General features: G+C 67.8%; 12 protein-coding genes, 1 pseudogene and 1 riboswitch. Of the genes and pseudogenes, 3 read left to right on the forward strand and 10 right to left on the reverse strand.

Going from position 1 to position 15,745, the window contains the following annotated elements:
- Window positions 1–63: 63 nt before the first annotated feature.
- Complete coding sequence (locus ASF34_RS05070; RefSeq protein ID WP_056159312.1) at window positions 64–1,848, forward strand: SWIM zinc finger family protein; 1,785 nt, start codon at window positions 64–66, stop codon at window positions 1,846–1,848.
- 3 nt (window positions 1,849–1,851) lie between these two features.
- On the opposite strand, the gene ASF34_RS05075 is transcribed toward ASF34_RS05070, so the two are convergent.
- From ASF34_RS05075 to rpsO, 3 genes are all read right to left on the reverse strand, one after another.
- The gene (locus ASF34_RS05075) at window positions 1,852–2,496 is read right to left on the reverse strand and encodes a glutathione S-transferase family protein (protein WP_056159314.1); all 645 of its coding nucleotides are present in this window, start codon (window positions 2,494–2,496) and stop codon (window positions 1,852–1,854) included.
- Between the two features lie 608 nt (window positions 2,497–3,104).
- Window positions 3,105–5,276 carry a polyribonucleotide nucleotidyltransferase gene (gene pnp, locus ASF34_RS05080; RefSeq protein WP_018044127.1) on the reverse strand — a complete coding sequence of 724 codons (2,172 nt, stop codon included), beginning with the start codon at window positions 5,274–5,276 and terminating at the stop codon, window positions 3,105–3,107.
- 214 nt (window positions 5,277–5,490) lie between these two features.
- Window positions 5,491–5,760 carry a 30S ribosomal protein S15 gene (gene rpsO, locus ASF34_RS05085; RefSeq protein WP_018044126.1) on the reverse strand — a complete coding sequence of 90 codons (270 nt, stop codon included), beginning with the start codon at window positions 5,758–5,760 and terminating at the stop codon, window positions 5,491–5,493.
- A 454-nt stretch (window positions 5,761–6,214) separates the two neighbouring features.
- Here rpsO and ASF34_RS05090 point away from each other — a divergent pair, with 454 nt between their 5' ends.
- Window positions 6,215–6,514: a hypothetical protein gene (locus ASF34_RS05090; protein WP_018044125.1), complete on the forward strand. Its 300-nt coding sequence runs from the start codon at window positions 6,215–6,217 to the stop codon at window positions 6,512–6,514.
- 88 nt (window positions 6,515–6,602) lie between these two features.
- Here the strand turns inward: ASF34_RS05090 and ASF34_RS05095 are convergent, their stop codons facing one another.
- Both ASF34_RS05095 and ASF34_RS05100 read right to left on the reverse strand, forming a co-directional pair.
- Window positions 6,603–7,670: a threonine aldolase family protein gene (locus tag ASF34_RS05095; protein ID WP_018044124.1), complete on the reverse strand. Its 1,068-nt coding sequence runs from the start codon at window positions 7,668–7,670 to the stop codon at window positions 6,603–6,605.
- 50 nt (window positions 7,671–7,720) lie between these two features.
- A riboswitch (SAM-I-IV-variant riboswitch) is annotated at window positions 7,721–7,832 on the reverse strand.
- Window positions 7,833–8,142: 310 nt separating this feature from the next.
- On the reverse strand, window positions 8,143–8,952 hold the full coding sequence (locus ASF34_RS05100) for an exodeoxyribonuclease III (protein WP_018044122.1): 810 nt from the start codon (window positions 8,950–8,952) through the stop codon (window positions 8,143–8,145).
- 78 nt (window positions 8,953–9,030) lie between these two features.
- Between ASF34_RS05100 and ASF34_RS05105 the strand changes: the two genes are divergently transcribed.
- Window positions 9,031–9,831: a lysophospholipid acyltransferase family protein gene (locus tag ASF34_RS05105; protein WP_082473097.1), complete on the forward strand. Its 801-nt coding sequence runs from the start codon at window positions 9,031–9,033 to the stop codon at window positions 9,829–9,831.
- Here ASF34_RS05105 and ASF34_RS05110 read toward each other — a convergent pair.
- The 5 genes and pseudogenes from ASF34_RS05110 to ASF34_RS05130 all read right to left on the reverse strand — a co-directional run bounded on the left by ASF34_RS05110 (window position 9,819) and on the right by ASF34_RS05130 (window position 15,705).
- Entirely contained in the window at window positions 9,819–10,295 is a 477-nt protein-coding gene (locus ASF34_RS05110; RefSeq protein WP_056159318.1) for a hypothetical protein, read from the reverse strand. The genes ASF34_RS05105 and ASF34_RS05110 overlap by 13 nt on opposite strands.
- Window positions 10,296–10,512: 217 nt before the next feature.
- Window positions 10,513–11,424 carry a LolA family protein gene (locus tag ASF34_RS05115; RefSeq protein ID WP_056159321.1) on the reverse strand — a complete coding sequence of 304 codons (912 nt, stop codon included), beginning with the start codon at window positions 11,422–11,424 and terminating at the stop codon, window positions 10,513–10,515.
- 163 nt (window positions 11,425–11,587) lie between these two features.
- Window positions 11,588–12,866, reverse strand: a 1,279-nt coding sequence (locus ASF34_RS05120) for a DNA translocase FtsK (protein ID WP_274533741.1), incomplete at its 5' end; no start/stop codon positions are given.
- Window position 12,867: 1 nt separating this feature from the next.
- Window positions 12,868–14,534: pseudogene (locus ASF34_RS05125) on the reverse strand (DNA translocase FtsK 4TM domain-containing protein); the annotation flags it as partial.
- A gap of 214 nt (window positions 14,535–14,748) precedes the next feature.
- A complete protein-coding gene (locus ASF34_RS05130) occupies window positions 14,749–15,705 on the reverse strand; it encodes a TorF family putative porin (protein WP_156465629.1) in 957 nt (318 codons plus the stop codon).
- Between the last annotated feature and the right edge of the window lie 40 nt (window positions 15,706–15,745).

Genomic DNA, 15,745 nt, shown 5'->3' on the forward strand with positions numbered 1-15,745 from the left:
GGAGGATGGGTGTTCCGAGAGAACGGAGGCCGGATGGGTACGAGCACACGCAAACCGATATCCATGGCCGAGATCCGCCGCCTCGCCGGCCCGGAAGTGTTCACGCGCGGCGAAGAGTACCGGCGCCGGGGCGCGGTCTCCGACCTCGTGATGCGCGGCGACACCCTCACCGCCGCGGTGGCGGGGAGCGAGATCGATCCCTTCCGGGTGAGCATCCGCATCGCGCGGGGCAAGGCGACGGCCTTTTCCTGTAGCTGCCCCTACGAATGGGGCGGCGCCTGCAAGCACGTGGTGGCGGCGCTGCTCACCCTCGCCGACGATCCCGGCTCCGCCGCCGCCCGTCCGACCCTGGAGGCCCTTCTCGCCCCCTTGAGCGCCGAGGCCCTGCGCGACCTGATCCTGCGGCGGGCGGAGGAGGATCCCGACCTCACCGGCTGGATCGAGGCGGACCTCGCCACCGCGTTGCGCCCCGGCGGCGCGCCGGTGGACACCGCCCCAATCGCCGCGCGCGCCCGCGCCGTGCTCTCCGGCCCCTCCCGGAACCGCGACTTCTGGGACGGCTATCGCCCCAGCGGCAATGCCGACGCCCTGCGCCACCTGGCGGACAAGGCCGTGCCGCACATGGAGGCCGGCGACGGTCGCAGCGCCCTGCGCATCCTCGAGGCCGTGGCCGAACCCGTGATCGAGGACTGGCTCGGCGGCGGCTACGAGACGGACGAGGAATTCTACCTCCTGTTCCACGATCTCGGGCGGATGATGGCCGAGGCCGCTCTGCTCTCCGACCTCGACGGGGGCGAGCGGGAGGCGCTGGTGGACACCCTGGAGGGCTGGGACGCGGAGCTCTACGAATACGGCGTCGAGGATGGCTTCGGCATCGCGGCCCGCGCCCTGGAGCAGGGCTGGGACGATCCCGCGCTCAACGCCATTTTGGAGGGCGGGACCGGGCCGTGGCCGGCGGACGACGAGGACCTCACCGAGCTCGAACTCACCGCCATCCGCCTGCGGGTGCTCGACGCGCGGGGCCACGGCGACGCCTATCTCAACCTCGCCCGGGCCGTCGGCGCCGAGGCGCGCGTCGCCACCATGCTCGTGCAGCTCGGCCGGATCGCGGAGGCGGTGGCGCATGGCAGCGCCCGCTTCACCCTGCCGGACGAGGCCCTCGACCTCGCACGGGCCCTCGTGGAGGCGGGCCGGTCCGATGAGGCGTTCCACGTCGCCGAGGCCGGGCTCGGCCTCGCGGGGGGCGATGCCGGCGACAGGGACGACGAACCGTGGCGTCCCGGCGCCTCGGTCCTTCCCCTGGGCCATTGGCTGCGCGAGGCCGCCGCCGAGGCAGGGCACACGGAGCTGGCCGTCCGCGCCGCCCGCGCGGCCTTCCGGCGCTCGCTGTCGCGCGAGGATTACGAGGCCGCGCGCGCCGTCGCGGGGGAGGGCTGGGACCGGCTGAAGCCCGATCTCCTCGCCGGGCTGATCGCCGCCGACCGCGCGCCCGAGCGGATCGAGATCCTCCTCGACGAGGGGATGATCGACGAGGCGGTCGCCGCCATCGGCGAGGCGACGGGCTACGACACGCCCGAGCCGGTGACTTTGCGCCTGCTGGAGGCGGCGCATGGGCGCCATTCCGATTGGGTGATCCGCACCGCCGAGCGCAAGGCCGTCGCGATCATCGATCAGGGTCAAGCGGGCCGCTACGATGTCGCCGCGGCCTTCCTCGCGCGCGCGGCCCAAGCCTACGACGCGGCGGGACGGATCGACGACTGGACCGCCCGCATCGAGGACCTCATCGCCACCCATCGCCGCAAGCACAAGCTCCGCCCCCTGCTGGAGGCCCTGCGCTACGACGCGTGAGCCTCACGCCCGTACATGGCCGGCGGGGTTCGATGCGGCGACAAGGCCGTCGTCGATCTCGCTCGCCCGCAACGCCGCCGGCCGGCCATAGAGCCGGCCGACATAGGCCTCGAAGGCGGGGCGGCGCGGAATCGTGCCGAACTGCATGCCCCAGCCGAGATGCGAGCCGAGATAGAGATCGGCGGCGCTGAACCGGCCGCCCGCGAGATACTCCGTGCCCGAGACCGCGCCTTCCAGGGTATCGAGCACCTCGGCCATGCTGCCGTAGCCGGCCATGCCCTTGCGCTCGGGCGGCACATCGACCCCGAGTGCCGTGTTCAGGACGGCCGCCTCCACCGGCCCGGCGGCGAAGAACAGCCAGCGGTAATACGCTCCGCGCTCCGCGATGCCGGGTGGCGGTGCGAGACCGGCGTCGGGGAACGCATCGGCGAGATAAGCGAGGATGGCGGCGCATTCGGTGACCACGCTCTCGCCATGGCGCAGGGCCGGCACCTTCCCCATGGGATTGATGCCGAGATAGGCCGGCTGCTTCAGCGCTGTGAAATCGAGGATCTCTGCCCGGTAGGGCCGCCCGACCTCCTCCAGCATCCAGCGCACGATCCGCCCGCGCGACATCGGGTGGGTGTAGAGGATGAGGTCGTCGCTCATGGGGCCTCCCTGGGGACGGTGGTCGTCGGCGATTCGCCGAGGCCGGGGAGGGTACGGAGCCTGCCGGAGCCGGCAAGGGCCCGTGGCTGCCACCAAACCACCTCCGCCTCAGGTGCGGCGCCGCGGCCTCGACGGAGGGTTCCGGGGATCACAATGATGTCTGGAGGCCTCCTTCGAGGCCTGCGCTCCGCTCCGTCACCTCAGGATGAGGTGGTTTGGTGGGATGGGCCATGTGCGGCAGGCCCTATCGCCATCACTTGACGTCCCACCCAATCCCCTCATCCTGAGGCGCCGCGTAGCGGCCTCGAAGGAGGGCTCCAGAAGATCGCGGTGGGTTCTGGAGCCCTCCTTCGAGGTCTCCGCTCCGCCCCGTTCCTCTCCGAACTTTCATGCATCGGTCGAGGTCGATGTCATCGATACACACCCAGGGCGCAGCGGAACGATCATGGCCATCCGCCTCTGACGATACCGGATGATGGACCGAGCACCGGGCACGACCATCTCGATCATGGGCGCGCTTCCCGAGGCATCCGTGCCCCAAACGAAAAAGCGCGGCCCCTCTCGGGACCGCGCTCTTCATTCTCGATCAACCCGAAGGCTGAGGGGGCTTACGCGTCCTGGCGGGGTCCGCGGGCGCGGTCCTGCTCGGCGTTGCGCTCGGCCTTGAGCTTCTCGGTGAGGTCCTCGCCGGTCTCCTGGTCGACGACCTTCATGGAGAGGCGGATCTTGCCGCGATCGTCCGCGCCGAGGAACTTCACCTTGACCTTCTGGCCGTCCTTGACGACGTCCGTCACCTTGGCGACGCGCTGGGCGGCGAGTTCCGAGATGTGGACGAGGCCGTCCTTGGCGCCGAAGAAGTTCACGAAGGCGCCGAACTCCATGCACTTCACGACGGTGCCGTCGTAGATCATGCCGACTTCGGCTTCCGCCACGATCGACCGGATCCAGTTATAGGCGGCCTTGATGGCCTTGCCGTCGCTGGAGGCGATCTTCACCGTGCCGGTGTCGTCGATGTTGATCTTGGCGCCGGTCTTCTCGACGATCTCGCGGATCACCTTGCCGCCGGTGCCGATCACTTCCCGGATCTTGTCGGTGGGGATCTGCATGGTCTCGATGCGGGGCGCGTATTCGCCGAGCTCGGGACGGGCATCGGTGAGGGCCTTGGCCATCTCGCCGAGGATGTGGACGCGGCCTTCCTGCGCCTGATGCAGGGCGACCTTCATGATCTCCTCGGTGATGCCGGCGATCTTGATGTCCATCTGCAGCGAGGTGATGCCGGCTTCCGTGCCCGCCACCTTGAAGTCCATGTCGCCGAGGTGATCCTCGTCGCCGAGGATGTCGGACAGCACGGCGTAGCGCTCACCCTCGAGGATGAGACCCATGGCGATGCCCGCCACCGGACGGCGCAGGGGTACGCCGGCATCCATCAGCGACAGCGAGGCGCCGCAGACGGAGGCCATCGAGGAGGAGCCGTTGGACTCGGTGATCTCGGACACGACGCGGATCGTGTACGGGAACTCGTGGGCCGGCGGCAGGACGGGGTGGACGGCGCGCCAGGCGAGCTTGCCGTGGCCGATCTCGCGACGGCCCGGGGAGCCCATGCGGCCAGTCTCGCCCACCGAGTAGGGAGGGAAGTTGTAGTGCAGCAGGAAGGTCTCCTTGTAGGTGCCTTCCAGCGCGTCGATGAACTGCTCGTCCTCGCCGGTGCCGAGGGTGGCGACCACGAGGGCCTGGGTCTCGCCGCGGGTGAAGAGCGACGAACCGTGGGCGCGCGGCAGCACGCCGACCTGGGACACGATCGGCCGCACGGTGCGGACGTCGCGTCCGTCGATGCGGGAGCCGGTGTCGAGGATGTTCCAGCGCACGACCTTCGACTGCGCTTCCTTGAACGCGGCCTTGACCTTCTCGGCCGGGAACTTGGCCTCGCCCTCGGCGGGGCAGAGCGCGGCCATCACCTTCGCCTTCACGGCGTCGACGGCGGCGTAGCGCTCCTGCTTGACGGTGTTCTTGTAGGCGTCGCGGAGTTCCGCTTCGCAGACGTCGAGCACGGCCTTCTCCACGTCGCCGTTCTCGGGCGCGGAGAAGTTGCGGGGCTCCTTGGCGGCCTTCTCGGCGAGGCGGATGATGGCGTCGATGACCGGCTGGAAATGCTTGTGGCCGAACATCACGGCGCCGAGCATGGTCTCTTCGTCGAGTTCCTTGGCCTCGGATTCCACCATCAGCACGGCGTCCTGCGTGCCGGCGACGACGAGATCCAGGGTCGAGTTCTCGAGCTCGGGAACCGGCGGGTTCAGGATGTACTGGCCGTTGACGTAGCCGACGCGGGCCGCGCCGATCGGGCCGGTGAAGGGCACGCCCGACAGGGTGAGGGCGGCGGAGGCCGCCACCATGGCGAGGATGTCGGGATCGTTCTCGAGGTCGTGGGTCAGGACGGTGACGACGACCTGGGTGTCGTTGCGCCAGCCTTCGACGAAGAGGGGGCGGATCGGGCGGTCGATGAGGCGGGAGACCAGCGTCTCCTTCTCGGAGGGACGGCCTTCGCGCTTGAAGTATCCGCCGGGGATGCGGCCGGCGGCGTAGGCGCGCTCCTGGTAGTTCACGGTGAGCGGCAGGAAGTCGATTCCGGCCTTAGGCTCCTTGCCGGACACGACGGTGGCCAGCACCGAGGTCTCGCCATACGTCGCCATCACGGCGCCGTCGGCCTGGCGGGCGACCTTGCCCGTCTCGAGGACGAGCTTGCGGTCGCCCCAGATCAGCTCTTCACGTTGTACGTCGAACATATGTCATGCCTTCCTGCGGTCGGGCGTGCCCGGCGCCGCCAGGGGCAAGACGGCCAGGAGTTCCGCGCCGGACCGGCGAAGAACTCCTGGCGATCCTGTCCCCGACGAGTGCGCCTCGAAGCGGCCCGATGGTCGCGCGGCCAGACCCATTCCGGCAGCGCGGGATATCAATGAAACGCGGCCCTGAGCCAGGCTCGGGACCGCGAAAATCGCCTTAGCGGCGGATGCCGAGACGCTCGATGAGGCTGCGGTAGCGGGCCTCGTCCTTGCGCTTGACGTAGTCGAGCAGCGAGCGGCGCTGCGAGACCATCTTCAGGAGGCCGCGGCGGGAGTGATTGTCCTTGCCGTGGGTCTTGAAGTGGCCGGTGAGGTTGGTGATCCGCTCGGTGAGGATCGCCACCTGGACCTCCGGAGAACCGGTGTCCTTGCCGCCGGTCGCGTATTCCTTGATGAGCGCAGTCTTGCGCTCGGCCGAAATCGACATCGCATTCCCTTTCGATACGGGTTTTCGGATCGAGACGGTTTTCTTCGAGAAAGACCGCCTCAGCCTGCGACGGGGCCTGTGCCGGGATGTCGTCCAGCACGGTCGCGTTCACAAGCAGTTTTAGCCCCGTGCCCGTTTCCGGGTCGAGGCCAGGGGACACATACACGAATCCGGGCTTCGTGCCACCCCCGTCCCGGCGCCTGCCCGGACGGATGCCGGGCCTTCGCTCCGCCACGGCGGAGCGTCCGGAACGACGCAAGGCCGCCTCGGGCCATTCCAAGTCTAACGTCTTGATTTATCGTATTGTCTGTCGACGAGCCGGGCTCCATTTCGCTGCAAAGGTCACACTGCAACAAATTCGATCTTCTGTCTTTTGCATTCAAACTTAAATGTGATAAAGGCTCGGCCTCAACTAAGAAGCGCAATCAGGTTTTCCGAAACGACTGGGGGTGGAATGAACCGGATCATCATCAAGATCGGAAGACCGATAGCATTTGCTGTTATTGCTTTCGTTTCAAGTTATTACTTGTTTGGCTCGGCCTTTATCGCGTTGGCACTTAGCCTGATCCCCCTGCTGCTCGGGGGGCTTGGTGTCTTCGAGAGCTTTTCCTACACAGTCGCGGCGCTGATCTTCGTCGCCGCCGTGATCTGGGCCGTCGTTCCCGCCGGGACGAAGGAGTTCGTCAAGCAACACTACGATGCCGCCGTGAAGGAGTTCGTGGCCGGGATGCCCGACACGAAGAAAACGGACTGAGCCGGTATCGAAAACGGCGTTCGCCGGTTCTGCGGCCGGACCGCCCCGACACTCAGAAGCTTGAGCGCAGCCCGATGGGCGGACGGAATCAGCCGGAGGCGGACAGTCGATCCGGCACAGCGGAGCTCACCGCGCGGATGTCCCGCACGAGCGCGTCGATCCGCTCGAGCTCGGAATCCCAGGCGAACATGAACCGGGCGCCACCGCCGATGAAGGTGTAGAAACGCCAGCCCCTGTCCCGCAAGGCGTCCAGTCGCTCGGGCGATGCCTTCAGGAACACGGCGTTGGCCTCCACCGGAAACATGGCGGTAAAGCCCGGGCACTCCGCCACCGCCCCGGCGAGGCGTCGCGCGCAGGCATTGGCATGGGCCGCGTTGCGGAGCCAGGCACCGCCCTCCAGCATTCCGACCCAGGGCGCGGTGAGAAAACGCATCTTCGAGGCGAGCTGCCCCGCCTGCTTGCAGCGATAGCCGAAATCCTCGGCGAGGGCGGGATCGAAGAACAGGATCGCCTCGCCCGCCGCCATGCCGTTCTTGGTGCCGCCGAAGCAAAGCAGGTCGACCCCCGCCTTCCAGGTCATCTCCGCCGGTTCACAGCCGAGGCTGGCGCAGGCATTGGCGAAGCGCGCGCCGTCCATGTGGAGGCGCAGGCCGAGGTCCCGGCAGGCGGCCGAAACCGCCCGGATCTCGTCGAGGGTATAGAGCTGCCCGGTCTCCGTCGGCTGGGTGATCGTCACGACGCGGGGTTTGGGGAAATGAATGTCGGAGCGCCCCGTCGCGAGCCCCCTGATGAGGGCGGGCGTGAGCTTTCCGTCCGGGCTCGCCGCCACGAGCAGTTTCGAGCCGTTGGAGAAGAATTCCGGGGCGCCGCACTCGTCGGTCTCCACGTGCGCCGAGGCCGAGCAGATGACGCTGTGATAGGACTGGCACAGGGAGGCCAGCGCCAGGGAGTTCGCGGCGGTACCGTTGAAGGCGAAGAACACCTCCGCATCCGGCTTGTCGAACAGATCGCGGAACGCGTCCGACGCCCGCTTCGTCCAGACATCCTCGCCATAGGCGGGCACCGAGCCGCCATTGGCCGCTTCGGTGGCGGCCCAGGCCTCGGGACAGATGCCGGCGTAATTGTCGCTGGCGAATTGCTGGGGTTCGGACTTCATCGTCGCTGCGCCTTCCGTCGGTCCCAAAGGGGAGCCGAAGCGACGCGTGGCGAAACCCGTTTCGTTGCCGGTTCGGCCACATCCCCTCCAGTCGATGAGGGCTCCACCTTGCTCGGATCAGCAGGTTGGCGTCGGGCGTCGCCGCGACTCTTGATGCAGGAGGAGACTTAGCAGCGCGCGGGGCCGGCCGCAACGCGAAGAGAATATGCGTGCCGCCCGTCCTCCCACACTGGGAGGACGGGCGAGGAGCGAACTTCAGGCAGTCGGGCGACCCGAGCGGCCGGAATAGCGGCGGCGGAGGTAGGAGACGACCTTGGGGAGAAGGAAGGCGAGGATCAGCTTGCGCATTTGGAGCACACTCCGGAGCGGTGAATAAGATGCGGCGCCCATCCGGGGCCGCCAGTCCGAAGTGCAATGATCGGCAGGGCCTTGCGTTCCTCGGCCGGCCATACGGATAGGATGCGCCCGCCCGTCACAGGTCGAGGGTCAGCGTCACCGGTACGTGGTCGGAGGGTCGCTCCCAGCCCCGCGCCTCGCGGAACACGTCCACGGAGCGCGCGGTGCCGATGAGGTCGGGCGAGATCCAGGCATGGTCGAGGCGCCGCCCCTTGTTGGCGGCCGACCAGTCCGGCGAGCGGTAGCTCCACCACGTGTAGATCTTCTCGGGCTCCGGGGTGAGCACGCGGGCGGCGTCGATCCAGCCGGCTTCCCCGCGCAGTTCTTCCAGGGCCTGCGTCTCCACCGGCGTATGGCTGACCACGGAGAGCAACTGCTTGTGCGACCAGACGTCGTGTTCGAGGGGCGCCACGTTGAGGTCGCCCACCAGGATCGCCGGGCCGGCCATGCGCCGTGCGCCCCAGGCGCGCAGGTCGCGCAGGAAATCGAGCTTGTGCGCGAATTTCGGATTGAGCCCGACATCCGGAACGTCGCCGCCGGCCGGGACGTAGAAATTGTGGATCACGAGGCCCGCCGCCGCGCCCGCCTCCGGCCCGAGCACCGCCGAGATGTGGCGGGCATCCGGCTTCCCGCAGAAGGCCATGACGTCGCGGGTGAGCAGGGGAAAGCGCGAGAGGATGGCCACGCCGTTATAGCCCTTCTGGCCCGCGAAGACGACGTGCTCGTAGCCGGAACCCCGCAGGGCCTTGAGCGGAAACGCGTCGTCCGGGCACTTGGTCTCCTGCAGGCAGAGCACGTCGGGCTTCGCTTGCGCGAGGAACCGCAGCACGAGATCGATGCGCAACCGCACCGAATTGATGTTCCAGGTGGTGACGGAGAGGCGCAACGGGTCTAGCTCACAGATGTGATAGGGACGGGATCGGCCGCTTCGATAGACCGGATCGGCCCGTCCGTCGCCGCACAAATGCCGCGTTCCATCAGCGAGAAGGACGCGCCGTCGCCGTTTCAGGAAGGATCGCCCGTCGTGTCGCGCACCCGCTCTGCGCTCTTCAACGTCTACTGGGCCGCCTGGACCGCCTGTTTCGCGCTTCCCCTCGTCGTGCTCGCGGCTCTCGGCTGCCCGACGAAACCGATCCGGGCGGCGACGCGGCTGTGGTCGCGCGGCATCCTGTTCGGCCTGCGCCACATCGTCGGGCTGTCCTATGTGGAGGAGGGGCGCGCCCACATCCCCGCAGAGCCGTGCCTCATCGTGGCCAACCACCAATCGGCCTGGGAGACCCTGGCCTTCCTCATCCTGATCCCGAACGTCGCCATCGTGGCCAAGCGCGAACTCGTGGCGATCCCCATCGTCGGATGGTTCCTGCGCCGCTCGCCGATGATCATCATCGACCGGGCCAACGGCACCCAGGCCCTGCGCACCATGATCGACGAGAGCCGGATGGCCATCGCGGAGGGGCGCTCGATCCTGATGTTCCCGGAAGGCACCCGCAGTACCATCGACGCGCCGGTGCAGTTCAAGCGCGGGGTCGAGCTGCTCTATGCCAAGCTCGGTCTGCCCGTCCTGCCGGTTGCGGTGAATTCGGGCCTGTACTGGCCCCATGGCGGCTCGCGCCACATTCCCGGAACGGTGGTGGTGAGCTACCTCGAAACCCTGAAGCCGGGATTGAGCGGGGGCGAGTTCATGCGGGGCACGCAGGATGCGATCGACGCGGAGTTGAACCGCTGGCGGAGCGGCGCCCCGGCCGTCGCGCTTCAGGTGTCGTAAGTCTTCGGAGCGACCTCAATGGCGTCGAGACTCGCACGAATCGCCCCGAACGCACCAAAGCAGGGTTTGAGATCGATCTCGATATCGCCGAGGCCGAGCCCCGTGCAGCTATGCGTCGGGTGAACCGGGCGATCCGTTGCCCATCGCAACCTTAGACCGCCAATCACATTCTGACGGCTGAATCCCGCCAGGCTGACATCGATCATGTCCGTCAGGACCAAGGTGACGCGGGCGTATTCGCGCCGTCCTCTCGCGCGCGTCTCGACGTCGAGCTTAAGGAGATTTCGACCGGAGCAGTCGAGGGTCAAGGCAACGAGTTCGGCATCGCCGAAATTCGGGGACCCGCCCATCCACGCCAGCAACGCGGCGCCGCCCGGTGTCGCCTCGATGACGGCACTGGTCTGGTCCGGCTCTTCCGTCATCGATCTCTCCAGCAGCCACCGGCCGCACACCACCCGTTCCATATACCCGCCGCGTCAGGGGAAGCCGATCAGGGGAACGAGGCCGGTGACAGATCGGCAGGGCTTGATGAGCGAAAAAACCCTCCCCCCTGTGCGGGGGAGGGTGCCTGCGGAGCAGGGGGGAGAGGGGCCGCCCCTTTCCGGAAATGGCGCTCCCCTCATCCGACCCGCTGACGCGGGCCACCTTCTCCCGCAAAGGGGAGAAGGGAGGCACTCGCGATCACTGCGCCTTGATCTGCTTCTCCATCGCCTTGTCCTCGCTGCGCCCGTAATTGATGAAGAACTGGCTGCCGTCGATGGCCTTGCCCTTCTGCAGGTTCGAGAGCTGGACCGTGGTCTGGTAGCCCTGCGGATCGGTGATCCGCCACTGGCTGAGGGTCTTCATCTCGGCGTCGAAGAACAGCTGGATCTTCGAGGTGCCGCCCAGCGTCGCCCGGTCCTCGAGCGAGATGCGGATGCCGCCCGGATCGTTGGAGATGTCCGACACGGTGAGATCGCGGGCGAGGTCGATCTTGTCGCGGAGCAAGAATTTCAGCGGCGTCTGCGAGATGAAGTAGAGGTCCTGGGTCTTCAGCTTGCGGTCCTTCACCGCCACCGACGTGCCATCGGCCACCACCTCCATGGGGGAGGGCTGGTCGTAGTCGAAGCGCAGGCGGCCGGGCTTGGCCAGGGTCAGCTTGCCGCCGATGCGGCGCCCGTCGCCGGCGATCTGGACGAAGTTGCCGCTGAGCGTGGTCATGCCGTTGAAATAGGCGTTGGCCTGGGCGAGCACGGCGGCGGGCTCGGCATCCAGCATGGACGATGCGGCTGTGGGGGCACCGACGGCGGCGACCTTGGCGGGCGCGTCCGAGGGCGCGGCCTTCGCGGCGGGCTTCGCGCCGGGAGCCGCCTTGTCCGACCCCGCCTTGGCGTCCTTGGCGGGTTTGGGAGCCTGGGCCGCCGGTTTCTTCGGCGCGGCGGGAGCGGCCGGGGGCGCTTCCGGCTCGGGAGCGGGGGCCGGCGCGGGCTGCTCCTTGCGGCCGAACAGGCCGTCGAGGAAGGACGAGACCTGCGCCGTGGCCGGCGCGGGCTGGAGGCCGGCCGCCAGCACGAGGAGCGAGCCGGCGGCGAGAAGGTGGCGTCGGCCGGTCATCCTGGGGCGTTCTCCGAAGTCGGGTGGGGTTCCGGCTTAGAACCCGAGCCTGTGGCGAATATGGGACGGGGAAGCGGTGGAGGTGAGGGGCCGGAAACGGCTCGCTTGGTCCCGAGCTACCCCCACCCTCGGTCCCTCCCCACAAGGGGGAGGGAGGGGGAGCTCACTCGTCGTCGTCGTCCATCATCGGCGAGGACATCGAGATCGCCCCCATGCTGGACGGCGCGGTCTCCATCAGGATCTCGCGCTTGCCGGCGTGGTTGGCCTGACCCACGATTCCCTCGACCTCCATCCGCTCCATGATCGAGGCGGCGCGGTTGTAGCCGATCTGGAGGCGGCGCTGGATGTAGCTGGTCGAGGCCTTGCGGTCCCGCATCACCACCTGCACCGCCTGGTCGTAGAGGTCGGCCCCCGCATCGATCCCGCCGCCCGCATAAGCCCCGGCATCGAAGATCGGCGCGTCGATCTCTTCGGCCTCGGCGGCCGCCGCCTTGTCGGCCTTGGAGGCCTTTGCCGGCTTCTCCTCGGGCGGGTTCTCGTCCACGGTGACGGCTTCGAGATAGGACGGCCGGCCCTGGCGCTTGAGATGGGCGACCACGCTCTCGACTTCCGAATCCGAGCAGAACGGGCCGTGCACGCGGGTGGTGCGCCCGCCGCCGGCCATGAACAGCATGTCGCCCTGGCCGAGCAGCTGCTCAGCGCCCATCTCGCCGAGGATCGTGCGGCTGTCGATCTTGGACGTGACCTGGAAGGAGATCCGGGTCGGGAAGTTCGCCTTGATCGTGCCGGTGATGACATCGACCGAGGGACGCTGCGTCGCCATGATCAGGTGGATGCCGGCCGCGCGCGCCATCTGCGCCAGACGCTGGATCGCACCTTCGATGTCCTTGCCGGCCACCATCATCAGGTCGGCCATCTCGTCGACCACGATCACGATGTAGGGCAGGGCCGAGAGGTCCATCTCCTCCGCCTCGAACACGGCCTGACCGGTCTCGCGGTTGAAGCCGGTATGGATCTCGCGGGTGATGATCTCGCCCTTGGCCCGCGCCTCCGCCATCCGGGCATTGTAGCCGTCGATATTGCGGACCGCGATCTTGGACATCTTCTTGTAGCGCTCCTCCATCTCGCGCACGGCCCATTTGAGGGCGATGACCGCCTTCTTCGGATCGGTGACGACGGGGGAGAGCAGGTGCGGGATGCCGTCATAGACGGAGAGTTCCAGCATCTTCGGRTCGACCATGATCAGGCGGCACTCTTCCGGCTTCATCCGGTAGAGCAGCGACAGGATCATCGTGTTGATCGCCACCGACTTGCCCGAGCCGGTGGTGCCGGCGACGAGCAGGTGAGGCATCTTGGCGAGATCGGCGATGATCGGCTCGCCGCCGATGTTCTTGCCGAGGCAGAGGGCGAGCTTGTGCTTGCTGATGCAGAAATCGGCAGAGNGACAGGATCATCGTGTTGATCGCCACCGACTTGCCCGAGCCGGTGGTGCCGGCGACGAGCAGGTGAGGCATCTTGGCGAGATCGGCGATGATCGGCTCACCGCCGATATTCTTGCCGAGGCACAAAGCGAGGCTCTGCTTCGTCTCGACGAAATCCGCCGAAGCGAGGAGTTCGCGCAGATACACGGTCTCGCGCCTGGCATTGGGCAATTCGATGCCGATGGCGTTGCGGCCGGGGACGACGGCCACACGGGCCGAGACCGCCGACATCGAGCGGGCGATGTCGTCCGAGAGGGAGATCACGCGGCTCGACTTGGTGCCGGGAGCCGGCTCCAGTTCGTAGAGCGTGACCACCGGGCCGGGGCGCACGGCGAGGATGTCGCCGCGCACGCCGAAATCGCTGAGGGTGGCCTCGAGCAGGGTCGCATTCTGCTCCAAGGCTTCCGTCGAGACCTGGCTCGCCAGGGACAAGCCCGGCGCCTCGCCGAGCAGGTCGAGGGGGGGATGGGAATAGCTCTCCGCGCCATAGGCCGGCGCGGGAGATGCGCGCCGGATCGGTGCCGGAGCGGGGGACGGTGCCACCGGGGCGACACGGGAGCGCGGCGCCGGCGCCGATGCCACCGGTTCTTCGGGAGCGTAGAACTCCTCGCCGCCATCGTCCGGCTCGTCGTCGTGCAGGATCGGCTCAGGGAGGGGACGGCGGGTGACCGGCCGGGGCTCCGCCACGGGCTGCGGCTCGAAGACCGGTTCGCGACGCGCCGAGGCGGCATCGCCTCTCGGCTGGTGTCCCGCGTCCTGCGGCACGTGGGTCGACCACGGTGCGTCGTCCGCGTCCGAGAAGGCGCGGCGCGCGGCGAGCGCCGGTGAGGCGCCGGCATAAGCGAGTTCGGTGGCCGCCGCCGCCCGGTCGGCACGCCACTCGGCGATCCGTCTGGCGATGGCGGTCCGGCCGCCCATCAGGAGATGCGCCAGGGTGCCGAGGGAGACGATGCCGAGGCTCGGCTCGTCCTCCTCGTAACGGCCGTCATGCCGGGCGGAGGGCTGCGGCCGCTGGCTGGACGCGGACGGAGCGGGCTGATCGTAGGATTCCTCCTCCGGCTCGGCTCCGGCGCGGCAGGCGCCGGTGAGGCACAGGATCGCCACCGCCGCGAAGGCGAAACCGACGAGGGCCGTGGCCGGGGACGCGATGGCGCCGACGATGAGCCGAGCGGTGTGGATCAGGGCATCGCCGGCCACCCCGCCGAGACCGGTGGGAAGAGGCCAGCGCGCGGTGGGCGGCAGCGCGCTCGCCACAGCGCTCGCGGCGAAGAAGCCGATGATCCAGAGGGTGATCCGCAGGCCGCCCCGGGGCAGTTCCCGGGACCGCATGAGTTGGACGCCCCAGAAGGCGGGCGGCAGGGCGAAGGCCAGGGAACCGAGGCCGAGGAGCTGCATCGCCAGATCCGACACCACCGCGCCGCCGGTGCCGAGCACGTTGTGCGCGGCATGGTCGGTGGCGTGGTTGATACTCGGATCGTCGATGGACCACGTCGCCAGGGCGACCGTGAGCGCGGTCGCGCCCGCGAACAGGAGAAGACCGCCCATCTCCGTCATCCGCTTCGCCAGGAATGGCCTGAAGCTGTCGACGAAAGTGTCGTAGGGCGATGCGGAACGGCGGAGCGAGCGCATACGGGACCAGACGCAGGGAGAAACGATCCGGTAACGCTATGTCGACCGAGTTAACGGCTGTTTAAGGCTTAGAGATCGTTAGCACGGCCCACACAGATGTCCGGGCTTTCGGACGCATTCACGACTCGCCTCGTCAAATCCGGTCCGCGCCGCCAACGAAGAAAGGCCCCGGATCGCTCCGGGGCCTTTCTTCGTCCATCGCTGAGCTTGGCGCTTAGCGGAAGAGGTTCAGGAGACCGCCCGGCTCGGCGTAGATGCCGGGAGCCGCAGTCGAGGTCTGGAAGGTGATGGAGCCGATGACGGCATCGCCGCACCACTTGGAGGTCCCGCCGTTGTTGAAGCCGCGGTAGTCGCCGGTGAAGTTGAAGCAGTCGGTCTTGCTCAGGTTGGTGTTGTGGTAGCGCACATCGAGGACGATGTTCTTGTAGGTGTAGGACAGGCCGACGTTCCCGTAGAGGTAGCTCGGCAGGTTGAAGGCGATCTGCCCGGTGGCGGAGGTCTTCGCGGCGGTCAGGAAGTAGTAGCCGAGCTCGGACGAGATCGAGAAGCCACCGGAATAGGCCTCGGGCAGGAACGAGAACCAGTTGGCCGGCAGGGTATAGGCGGCGGTGCCGGAGGTGTAGGTACCGTTGGCGTGCTGGCCGAGGAAGTTCGGCGAGTAGAACACGTTGAGGCCGAGGGTCAGCGAGTCCGTCGCGGTCCAGGTGCCCTTGGCGGCGTATTCCATGAAGTCGGTGTTGGCGGTGGTCAGGAACGCGCCGCCCGGGCCCAACAGGCGCTTCTCATTGGGGTAGAAGTAGTAGAGCACGCCGAGATCGAGGGCGAACTTGTCGAAGGTCGGGCGGATACCGGCGGCGAGATCGAACTCCATGTCCGGCTGCGTGGGCAGGCGGGTCTGGTAGGTGGCGAGGCCGGTATAGGCGAAGCCGCCGAAATACTGGGCCTCGAAGAAGGACTGGTAGCTGCCCTGGCGGTTCGACTGCGACACACCGCGGAAGTTGTAGTCCGTCTGGTAGCGCGAGCCGAACGAGAAGCCGATCAGCGGATCGGGCGCCTTCGCCTCGACCGGCATGGTCTTCGGCGCGGCAAGGTCGGCGGCGCTGACGCTGCCAACGCTCAGGAACGCGGCGAGGGAAGCGGCAGTCCCCAGTGCGGTTAGCTTCAGTGTCATCAGAGTTCAGCCCCAGTTATTCTGTGATTTGCAAGTTGCC

Origin of the sequence: Methylobacterium sp. Leaf106 (genome assembly GCF_001422895.1) — a bacterium.
Lineage (GTDB): Bacteria > Pseudomonadota > Alphaproteobacteria > Rhizobiales > Beijerinckiaceae > Methylobacterium > Methylobacterium bullatum.